Source organism: Reyranella sp., from assembly GCF_004296935.1.
Taxonomy (GTDB): domain Bacteria; phylum Pseudomonadota; class Alphaproteobacteria; order Reyranellales; family Reyranellaceae; genus Reyranella.
The window spans coordinates 1-9,909 of the sequence record NZ_SCVH01000036.1; the positions used below are offsets into that span (position 1 = coordinate 1).

The window sequence follows — 9,909 nt, forward strand, 5'->3', positions numbered from 1 at the left end:
GAGGAAGAGGTCGATTTAACTCCTCCCCCGTCTGCGGGGGAGGTGCCCGCGTAGCGGGCGGAGGGGGTCAGAGGTTGTTGGACCCGCGAGTAAGGACATCGCGGCGGCTGCACCAAGCGCTTTAGCGCGAACCCGCGGACGGCCGCGGGCAGGTCTTGCCGGAACGAACGAAAAAGGCCGGCGCAATCCCCGCCAGCCTGACAGAAATATAGGCCAAAACCTGCTAAAATGTCAACTATTTCTGCTAGCGCAGCGCCGTTTCGACGGCCTCGGTGATCTCGCCGGAGCCTGGACGCACGCGGCTCGGCCAGGCGCCGAGCAGGCTGCCGTCCTTGCCGATCAGGTACTTGTGGAAATTCCACTTGGGCGCCGCGCCCTCGCCCGCCTGGGCGGTGATCCAGCGATAGAGCGCATGGGCGTCAGGCCCGATCACCTTCTGCTTGGAGGTGAGCGGAAAGGTGACCTCGTACATCGACTCGCAGAACTTGGCGATCTCCGCCTCGCCACGCGGTTCCTGCGCGCCGAAATCGTTGCACGGTACACCCAGCACCACGAGCCCCTTGGGCCCGTAGGTTTCGTGCAGCTCCTGCAAGTCGGTGTATTGCGGCGTGAACCCGCAGTAGGAGGCCACGTTCACCACCAGCACCGCCTTGCCGGCAAGGTCCTTCAGATCCAGCGGCTTTCCGTCGATCATCGTGAAGGAATAATCATGGGCCGACATTTCATATCTCCTCGTCGTAGCGTTGTTCCAGCCACGGGTCGCCGTAGTTGTGATAGCCGCGCACTTCCCAGAAGCCGGGCTTGTCGAGTTCCGAGAATTCGACGCGCTTGATCCACTTCGCACTCTTCCAGAAATAGAGCTTCGGGATCACCACCCTGAGCGGTCCGCCATGCTCGCGGCTGATCGGCTCGCCATTCCAGCTCCACGCCAGCAACACGTCGTCGGCCGCGAAATCTTCCAGCGGCACATTGGTCGTATAGGTGTCGTAGGAATGGAAGATGACGTGCCTGGCCGCCGCCTTGGGTTTCACCAGGGCCAGCAGCTCGCGGGCGCTCACGCCCTCCCACTTGTTGTCGTAGCGCGACCACGCGGTCACGCAGTGGATGTCGCTGGTGAGCCGCGTCTTGGGAAGGTCGGTGAACTCGCCCCACTTCCAGGCCATGGGAGTCTCGACCGCCCCGTCGACGAACAGACGCCAGGCGTGGGTCGGGATCTCCGGCTGGACGCCGAGATCCAGCACCGGCCAGGTCTCGACCTGCCGCTGTCCGGGCGGCAGGCGCACCTGATGTGCCGCCGTCTTGCCGGTCAGCAAGCGGCCCTCCTGGGCCCACTTCTGCTTGCTGTCGATCAGCTTGCTTTTCAACTTGCCGAACAGAGTGACGTCGTCTTCAGCCATGAGACCCCTCAGATACTGCGCCCCACCTTTTCCCAATATGGGGTCCTGAGCTTGCGTTTGAAGATTTTTCCCGAGTCCTCACGCGGAAGTGCGGCGTCGAATTCCACGACCTTCGGCACCTTGTAGCGCGCCACATGCTCGGCCAGCCAGGCCCGCACCTGGTTCGCATCGAGGGTGGCGGCGGCCATGGGCTCGACATAGGCGCAGATCTGCTCGCCGAACTCCTCGTCGGGGATGCCGAAGACCGCGCAGTCGCGCACACCCGGCATCTGGATCAGCGCCGATTCGATCTCGGCCGGATAGATGTTGACACCGCCCGATATGATCATGTCGCGCTTGCGATCGCACAGGAACAGAAAGCCATCGCCATCGAGGTAGCCGATATCACCCACGGTCACGAGATCGCCCAACGCCACCTCGCGACGCTTGGCGTCGTCGTTGTTGTAGGTGAAGTCCGACAGATGCGGTCCGCGCAGGTAGATTTCACCGACCTCGCCCTGCGCGACGTCGCGGCCCTGATCGTCGACGATGCGCAGGATGGCGCCGGGCACCGGACGGCCGACCGTGCCAGGCTTGCGCAGCGCGTCCTCCGAGCCGTGCCAGACCACGACGCCTGTTTCGGTGGCGCCGTAATATTCGTAGATCACCGGCCCCCACCATTCGATCATCTGCCGCTTCACGGCGGGCGAACAAGGCGCCGCCCCATGGGTGACGAAGCGCAGCGACGAGACGTCGTAGCGCTGGCGCACCGGATCGGGCAGGCGCAGCAGGCGCACGAGCATGGTCGGCACGATGTGCATGTGGCTGACGCCATGCCTCTCGATCAGGCGCAGCATGTCCTCGGCTTCGAAGCGGGGCTGAAGAACGACGTTGAGGCCAAGCCGGGCGCTCGCCATGCCGTAGGCGGCTGGCGCGGAATGGTACATCGGGCCGTTCATCAGCACGACGGTCGCGGAATCCGGTTTCAGCCCCCAGAAGGTCGCCGCCTCCTGCGCTCCTGCTGCCTGCTGCTCCGGCGTGCTCGGCCGGCGGCGCACGCCCTTCGGTCGCCCGGTCGTACCCGACGTGTAGATCATGCTGCCGCGCGACGGCCTGGGCGGCGCCGTGCGGGGCGCCGCTGCCGCCACGAAATCCTGCCAGAGCGTGACGCCCGCCGGCGCCACGCGGCGTTCGGCCGGAACGTTGTAGGCGGCCGCGATCTCCTCGGGCGTCGGGACGGCCATCACCTTCACGCCGGCAGGAATGCCCGAAGCGATCTGCGCCAGGAGATCGGTGTGCGCCACCAGCACCCTGGCGTCGCTGTCGCGCAGGATGTAGTCCGCCTCCTCCGGCGTAAAATGCCAATTGATCGGCACGGCGTAGGCACCGAGCTGGCTGGCGGCCATGTTGACCTCGAAGGTCGGGAAGTCGTTGCGCAGCATCAGCGCGATGCTGTCGTCCTCACCGACGCCGAGCGCCTCCAGGCCGCCGGCGCCGCGCGCCGCATTGGCCTGGATGTCGGCCCAGCTCCGGAACCGTTGGCCTGCGGTGACGCCTGGAAGCATGCCTCTTACTCCCGGATCACGTCGCCGATCAGCTTGTAACTGGTGCCGTCGAACCGCTGCAGGCGCAGACTCTGGTACGGGAGATAGTCGGTCGGCGACGTATCGAGCGTCACACCCGGCAGGGTCAGCGGTGTCACATAGCCCTTGAGACCGGTGGCCTGACGCATGAAGTTCTCGCGCGTGAGCTGATCGCCACACTGACGCAGCAGGTGTGCGACGATGATGCCGTTGGAATAGCCCGCGGCCACGAAGGAATCGTGCGGGTTCAGTTCGGGTGCCCACTTCTTCGCCCATTCAAAGTACTGCTTCATGCCCGGGTCGTCGTTCCACGCCGGGTCGCCGGCACTCTTCGCATTGGCCGCCGTGATGACGCCCGTTGCGGCGTCGGCTCCGGCCGGCTTCAGCACGCCGGGCACCGAGGCCGATCCCACGGGCAGGTAGATCTGGGGCTTCCAGCCCAGCTCGTGTGCCTTGCGAATGGCCTGGGTGGCATGCTTGCCCGTCGCCACGATGAACAGCGCGTCGGCGTTGCTGGCGCGGAGCTGGATGATCTGGGCGTCGATCGTCGGGTCGGTGGTCTCGTATGACACCTCGGCCACGATCATGGCCGCCTTGTCGCCGAGTGCGTGCTTGAAGCCCTCGACGTAATCCTTGCCGAAGTCATCGTTTTGCCGGAGCAGCGCGATCTTCGCGTTCGGTGTCGCGGTGAGGATGTTCCGCGCATAGACCGCGCCTTCGGTCTGGTAGGCGATCATGCCCATCATCGTCCACGGGTAGTGCTTCGGATCGTTCCACTGCGCCGCGCCGGACAGGATCAGGAGTTGCGGCACCTTCTTCTGGTTGAGGTAGCGATGCGTCGTGCGGTTGGTCGCTGTGCCGATGGTGTTCACGATCGCGAACACGTTGTCGCGTTCGACGAGCTGGCGCGTCAGCTCGATGGTCTTGGGCGGACTGTAGCCGTCGTCGAGCGACAGCAACGTCACCTTGCGGCCATTGATGCCGCCCTCGCTCTCGTTGAGAAACCTGAAGTAAGCCGCCTGGCTCTTGCCGACACCCGACAACACGGACACGGGTCCGCTGTAGGGTAGCGTCTGGCCGAGCTTGATTTCGGTGTCGCTGGCACCAGGATCATACTTCTTCTGGGCAATTGCCGGCCCTGCGTCCAGCAAGGCCATCGCGATCAGAACACCGAACAAGCGCCTCATTTCGTCTTCCTTCCCTTGCTTCCCTTGGTTTTCTGGGCAGCTGCGCCCTTGAGCATCAGCGCGCCGTGGAAGTGCGAGATGGCCTTGTAGTCCGGCCCATGCTCGAGCATGCCCATCTGCGCCAACATGACGACGCCGTGCGTCGCAGCCCACAGCGACCAGCCGAACAGCTCGGGGTCGACGTCGATCAGGCCCTCCGCCGCCATGTCTTCGGCCTGGCGGGTGATGAAGCCCCGCGCCCGCTTGGCTGCTTGCACCAGGGCGGGGTGACCATCCATGGGCTGGTCGATCTCGAACATGATGCGATAGGCGTGCGGCTGCTCGAAGGCGAAACGCAAGTAGGCATCGCCAACGCGACGCGTGCGGTCGAACGCACCCGTCCCATCTTTCGCCGCGGCCTCGAGCGCGTCGGCGAAGCGAGCAAAGGCCTGGGCCCGTACCGTGGCCAGGATGTCAGCCTTGTCCTTGAAATAGCGGTACGGAGTCTTGGGGCTGCAGCCCAGCGCCTCGGCAAGCTGGCGCATGGTGACGCCCTCGTAGCCGAAGCGGGCGAACCGCTCGGTCGCGACCCGGCACAATTCGGCGCGGAAGTCGGCGATGTCTTTCTCGGTCAGATAGCGCGGCATGTCGGTCTTTCCATACACACCGTGTACGGAAAAACATCCCCCGGGTCAATAACCGACGCCCCCTCCGCCCCCGGTTACGGGGGCACCTCCCCCGCTTTGCGGGGGAGGAGAATGATCCTCTCTTCTCCTCCCCCGTCTTCGGGTCGTCGCTATGGCCGCCAGCGGCCATAGCGACCTGGTGCCCGAAGGGCGGAGGGGGTCGTGGATTACGCCGACTCGGCGAACAGCTCTCGGCCGATCAGCATGCGCCGGATCTCGCTGGTCCCGGCGCCGATTTCATAGAGCTTGGCGTCGCGCAGCAGGCGGCCCGTCGGATAGTCGTTGATGTAGCCGTTGCCGCCCAGAAGCTGGATGGCGTCGAGCGCCACCATGGTGGCCTTCTCCGCCGCATAGAGGATGGCACCGGCTGAATCCTTGCGCGTCGTCTGGCCGCGATCGCAGGCCTTGGCCACCGCATAGACGTACGACTTGCAGGCATTCATCGTCGTGTACATGTCGGCAAGCTTGCCCTGGACGAGTTGGAACTCGCCGATCGCCTGGCCGAACTGTTTTCGTTCGTGGACGTAGGGCACGACGATATCCATGGCCGACTGCATGATGCCGAGCGGCCCCGCCGCCAGCACGGCGCGCTCGTAGTCGAGGCCGCTCATCAGGACGTTGACGCCCTTGCCGACCGGGCCCAGCACGTTCTCCTCGGGAATTTCGCAATCCTCGAACACCAGCTCGCCGGTCGAGGAGCCACGCATGCCCATCTTGTCGAGCTTCTGCGCCACCTTGAAACCCTTGCGGTCGGTCTCGACAATGAAGGTGGTGATGCCGCGCGGCCCGGCATTCGGGTCGGTCTTGGCATAGACCACGACCACCTGCGCGTCGGGGCTGTTGGTGATCCACATCTTGGTGCCGTTCAGCACGTAGCGGTCGCCCTTCTTGTCCGCGCGCAGTTTCATCGAGACGACGTCGGAGCCCGCGCCCGACTCGCTCATCGCCAGGCTGCCGACATGCTCGCCGGAGATCAGCTTGGGCAGGAAGCGGCGCTTCTGCTCGTCGTTGCCGTTGCGGCTGATCTGGTTGACGCAGAGGTTGGAGTGGGCGCCGTAGCTGAGGCCGACCGCCGCCGAGGCGCGGCTCAGCTCCTCGACCGCCACGACATGCTCAAGATAGCCCAGGCCCGAGCCGCCATACTCCTCCGCGACGGTGATGCCGTGCAGGCCGAGCGCGCCCATCCTGGGCCACAGCTCGCGCGGGAAGCGGTCGGTCTTGTCGAGTTCGGCGGCGATCGGCGCCACCTCGACCGAGGCAAAGCGCTGGACCTGGTCGCGCAGCGCGTCAGCGGTTTCTCCCAGGCCAAAATCGAACGACGGCATCGCATTGGGGATCATGAGGGTGCCTTGTCTCTTGCTGTTGGGTGGCTCAGGACGCCGGGCCCAGTTTCACGTTGATGCCGATCAGCTTCCACTCGCCGTCCGACGGGATGAAGCTCAAGTCGAAGTTCACCCGCGTCGGGTCGGTCGGGAAGAACCCCTTTACGTTCAGCTTGCCGTCGCCGTCGACCGCAGGCGCCGCGCTGTAGGTGGGCTTCATCGCCGAGACGATGTCGATGTCGATGTTCTTCTCGTTGAATTCCTTGAACGTATCCTTGAGCTTCTCGACAGAGAATTGCTGGCGAAAAGGCTTCGACAGCTTGGCATGAAAGACCGTGTAGTTGCCCGTCAGGTTGGCGTCGTTGAACGACAACAGCGCCGACTTGACCAACGCCTCGAGCGCCCGCTCGGATGGAACCTTGGTCTGGGCCGCAGCCGCGACGGCGGTCAGCAGCAAGACAAGCATTCCCGCCAAGCGGGCAATCGCAGCCATCCGACGTCCTCCTGGAGCACAGGATACAGCGCCCTGAAGCCGATGCGAAGCCGCCTCGGCTTCGCCGGCTAAAGCAGGAACAGGGTTGCCAGTCCGAGGAAGGCGAGGAAGCCGATCACGTCGGTCACGGTCGTCAGGAACACGGTCGACGATACCGCCGGATCGATGCCGAACTTTTGCAGGCCGAGGGGGATCAGCGTTCCCGCGAGTGCCGCAGCAACGAGATTGCAGATCATGGCGGCGGCGATCACGGTCCCCAGGCGCCAGTCGCCATACCAGGCGACCACGGCGCCGCCCATGATGAAGGCGAAGATGAGGCCGTTGAGGCCGCCCACCGCGGCCTCCTTGGCGACGAAGCGGAGCGCGTTGGCCGCCGTCAGTTCGCCCATGGCCAGCGCCCGCACGGCGACGGTCACGGTCTGGGTGCCGGCATTGCCGCCCATCGACGCCACGATCGGCATCAGGACGGCAAGCGCCACGATCTTTTCGATGGCGCCCTCGAACTGGCCGATCACGAAGGACGCGAGAATCGCCGTCGCCAGGTTCAACGTGAGCCAGACCGCGCGCAACCGGGCGGTACGGACGGTATCGGCATGCATGTCGTCGATGCCGACGCCACCCATCTTCAGGAGGTCCTCTTCCGCCTCCTCGTCGATCACGTCGACCACGTCGTCGACCATGATTACGCCCAGCAGACGGCCGTCGTCGTCGACGACCGGGCAGGAGACGAGGTTCTTGTCGCGGAACAGATGGGCGACCTCGGCCTGGTCGGCCGTCGCCGGCACCGAGGGGATGTCCGGATCGACGATGTCGCGGATCGGCACCGGCCGTTTGGCGCGCAACATCCGGCCGAGCGGCACGGCCCCGCTCAATCGGCCGGCCGCATCGACGACGAAGATATCGTAGACGTCGTCCGGCAGGTCGGTGGCTTCACGGCAATGGTCGATGACTTCGCCCACCGTCCAGGCGTCGGGCACCTTGACCAGCGAGCGCTGCATGAGGCGCCCGGCGGTGTCTTCGGGATAGGCCAGCGCGCTTTCGATGTCGGCGCGTTCGTCGGCCGGAAGCTCGGCCAGGACTTCACGGCGTTCGGTCTCGGTCAGATCCTCGAGAAGGGTCGCGGCGTCGTCGGTTTCAAGTTCGTGCGCGGCAGCGGCGATGTCCTTGCTGTCGAGCTGGTCGAGGACGTCCTCGAGGACTTCCTCGTCCAGTTCGGTCAACGCTTCGGGGTCGAGATCGCGCTTGAGAATGCCGACGAGCTTGTCGCGCTGGACCTCGGACACCTGCTCGAGCACCGATGCCTGGCCGGTGGCGCTGAGGCTGGCCAGCAGCGCCCGGACATCGTCGTCCCGATCCTCGGCGAGCGCCGCCTCGACGCGCCGGACCAGCTCCGGCGGCACTTCATCGAGGACGTCGGGCTCGGTGCTCATCCACGCGCCTCGGCCAGGCGTTGCGCCTCGACGACGGCGAGCGCCGTCATGTTGAGAATGCCGCGGGCAGTCACCGATGGCGTCAGCACATGCGCCGGCAATGCCGTGCCCAGCAGCATCGGGCCGATATGGAGCCCATCGGCGGCCGTCTTGAGCAGGTTGAAGCCGATGTTGGCGGCATCGAGCGACGGGCAGACGACGAGATTGGCCGACTCCTTGAGCCTGGACCGCGGGAAGACGTTGTCACGGATGTCGGCCTCGAGGGCCGCGTCACCGTGCATCTCGCCGTCGACCTCGAGGGCCGGCGCACGCTGATGCAGCAATTTTACCGCCGCCGCCATCTTGCGCGCCGAGGGATGATCGGAGCTGCCGAAGCTCGAATGCGACAGAAGCGCCACCTTGGGCTGGATGCCGAAGCGCAGCACCTCGTCGGCCGCGAGCAAGGTGATCTCGGCCAGGGTCTCGGCGTCAGGATCGTCGTTGACGTAGGTGTCGGCGATGAACAGCGAGCGGGTCGGCATGACCAGCAGGCTGAGGCCCGCCATGTGCTTCACGCCCTCGCGCATGCCGATCACGTCTTGCACATGATTGAAGTGGGTGCGGAAGCGGCCGTAGGCGCCGGCAATCATGGCATCGGCGTCGCCCAGCTTAACCGCCAGCGCCGCAATCAGGGTCGGGCTGGAGCGCACGAGATTGCGCGCCGTGGGCTCGGTGACGCCGCGCCGCTCCATCAGCTCGTGATAGGCCCCCCAGTAGCGGTCGTAGCGCGGATCGCTCGACGGATCGATCAGGGCGACATCGGTGCCCGGCCGAAAGCGCAGACCGAGGCGTTCGGCGCGATGGCGGATGATCTCGGGCCGTCCGATCAGGATGGGCTGGGCGATGCCCTCGTCCAGGATGATCTGCACGGCGCGCAGCACGCGGTCGTCCTCGCCGGCGCTGAAGATCACCCGCTTGGGCGCGTTGCGCGCCTGCTCGAACACCGGCCGCATGACCAGACCGGACTTGAAGACGAACTGGCTGAGCTGCTCACGATAAGCCTCGAAATCGGCGATCGGCCTGGTCGCCACGCCGCTGTCCATCGCCGCCTTGGCGACGGCCGGCGCCAGTTCGACGATCAGGCGCGGATCGAACGGCTTGGGAATGATCTGCGATGGCCCGAAGCCGCCGCCGGCCTCGCCGAAGGCCCGCGCCACGACTTCCGAAGGCTCCTTGCGGGCAAGCTCGGCGATGGCCCGCACGCAGGCGATCTTCATCTCGTCGTTGACCGTCGTGGCCCCGACGTCGAGTGCGCCCCGGAAAATGTAGGGGAAGCAGAGGACGTTGTTCACCTGGTTGGGATAGTCGCTGCGGCCGGTCGCCATGATGGCATCGTCGCGCACCGCGGCCACGTCCTCGGGCGATATCTCGGGATTGGGATTGGCCAACGCGAAGATCAGCGGCTTGGCCGCCATCTTCTTCACCATATCCTGCTTCAGCACGCCGGCAGCGGAGAGACCGAGGAAAATGTCGGCGCCGCCGATCACGTCGCCCAGAGTGCGCAGGTCGGTGTCGCGCGCGTAGCGCTCCTTGAACGGGTCCATCAGCTCGTTGCGGCCCTTCCAGACCACGCCCGCGATGTCGGTGACCCAGATGTTTTCGCGTGGCAGGCCGAGCTTCTCCAGCACGCCCAGGCACGACAGCGCCGCGGCGCCGGCGCCCGACACGACGAGCTTCACTTTCCCGATGTCCTTGCCGACCAGCGACAGCGCGTTCAGCACTGCGGCGCCGACGATGATCGCGGTGCCGTGCTGGTCGTCGTGGAACACCGGGATCTTCATGCGCTCGCGCAGCTTCTGCTCGACGTAGAAGCA

Annotated in this window: 9 protein-coding genes; all 9 read right to left on the bottom strand. The window is 65.6% G+C overall.

Translation table 11 applies throughout. The annotated features are described in order from the left end of the window. Positions 1 to 244: 244 nt before the first annotated feature. Positions 245 to 721, bottom strand: a complete 477-nt coding sequence (locus EPO55_RS04765) for a glutathione peroxidase (protein ID WP_296335317.1) — start codon at positions 719 to 721, stop codon at positions 245 to 247. A 1-nt stretch (position 722) separates the two neighbouring features. Beyond that, the gene (locus EPO55_RS04770) at positions 723 to 1,397 is read right to left on the bottom strand and encodes a sulfite oxidase-like oxidoreductase (RefSeq protein ID WP_296335318.1); all 675 of its coding nucleotides are present in this window, start codon (positions 1,395 to 1,397) and stop codon (positions 723 to 725) included. Positions 1,398 to 1,405: 8 nt separating this feature from the next. Next, the gene (locus EPO55_RS04775) at positions 1,406 to 2,941 is read right to left on the bottom strand and encodes an acyl-CoA synthetase (RefSeq protein WP_296335319.1); all 1,536 of its coding nucleotides are present in this window, start codon (positions 2,939 to 2,941) and stop codon (positions 1,406 to 1,408) included. A gap of 5 nt (positions 2,942 to 2,946) precedes the next feature. Then, positions 2,947 to 4,146, bottom strand: a complete 1,200-nt coding sequence (locus tag EPO55_RS04780; protein ID WP_296335320.1) for an ABC transporter substrate-binding protein — start codon at positions 4,144 to 4,146, stop codon at positions 2,947 to 2,949. Then, the gene (locus tag EPO55_RS04785; protein ID WP_296335321.1) at positions 4,143 to 4,772 is read right to left on the bottom strand and encodes a TetR/AcrR family transcriptional regulator; all 630 of its coding nucleotides are present in this window, start codon (positions 4,770 to 4,772) and stop codon (positions 4,143 to 4,145) included. The genes EPO55_RS04780 and EPO55_RS04785 overlap by 4 nt, the downstream gene beginning before the upstream one ends. 206 nt (positions 4,773 to 4,978) lie before the next feature. Next, complete coding sequence (locus EPO55_RS04790; protein ID WP_296335322.1) at positions 4,979 to 6,151, bottom strand: isovaleryl-CoA dehydrogenase; 1,173 nt, start codon at positions 6,149 to 6,151, stop codon at positions 4,979 to 4,981. Positions 6,152 to 6,182: 31 nt separating this feature from the next. Continuing rightward, positions 6,183 to 6,626 (bottom strand): hypothetical protein, encoded by a 444-nt coding sequence (locus EPO55_RS04795; protein ID WP_296335323.1) that lies wholly within the window; start codon positions 6,624 to 6,626, stop codon positions 6,183 to 6,185. A gap of 68 nt (positions 6,627 to 6,694) precedes the next feature. Further along, positions 6,695 to 8,056 carry a magnesium transporter gene (gene mgtE / locus EPO55_RS04800; RefSeq protein ID WP_296335324.1) on the bottom strand — a complete coding sequence of 454 codons (1,362 nt, stop codon included), beginning with the start codon at positions 8,054 to 8,056 and terminating at the stop codon, positions 6,695 to 6,697. Further along, a partial coding sequence (locus tag EPO55_RS04805) for an NADP-dependent malic enzyme (RefSeq protein ID WP_296335325.1) occupies positions 8,053 to 9,909 on the bottom strand: 1,857 nt, incomplete at its 5' end. The genes EPO55_RS04805 and mgtE, both read right to left, overlap by 4 nt.

Excerpts from the sequence above, each read along its gene's own strand:
- EPO55_RS04795 (WP_296335323.1), bottom strand. The coding sequence starts at position 6,626 with ATGGCTGCGATTGCCCGCTTGGCGGGAATGCTTGTCTTGCTGCTGACC.
- EPO55_RS04780 (WP_296335320.1), bottom strand. The coding sequence starts at position 4,146 with ATGAGGCGCTTGTTCGGTGTTCTGATCGCGATGGCCTTGCTGGACGCA.
- EPO55_RS04775 (WP_296335319.1), bottom strand. The coding sequence starts at position 2,941 with ATGCTTCCAGGCGTCACCGCAGGCCAACGGTTCCGGAGCTGGGCCGAC.
- EPO55_RS04785 (WP_296335321.1), bottom strand. The coding sequence starts at position 4,772 with ATGCCGCGCTATCTGACCGAGAAAGACATCGCCGACTTCCGCGCCGAA.
- mgtE (WP_296335324.1), bottom strand. The coding sequence starts at position 8,056 with ATGAGCACCGAGCCCGACGTCCTCGATGAAGTGCCGCCGGAGCTGGTC.
- EPO55_RS04765 (WP_296335317.1), bottom strand. The coding sequence starts at position 721 with ATGTCGGCCCATGATTATTCCTTCACGATGATCGACGGAAAGCCGCTG.
- EPO55_RS04790 (WP_296335322.1), bottom strand. The coding sequence starts at position 6,151 with ATGATCCCCAATGCGATGCCGTCGTTCGATTTTGGCCTGGGAGAAACC.
- EPO55_RS04770 (WP_296335318.1), bottom strand. The coding sequence starts at position 1,397 with ATGGCTGAAGACGACGTCACTCTGTTCGGCAAGTTGAAAAGCAAGCTG.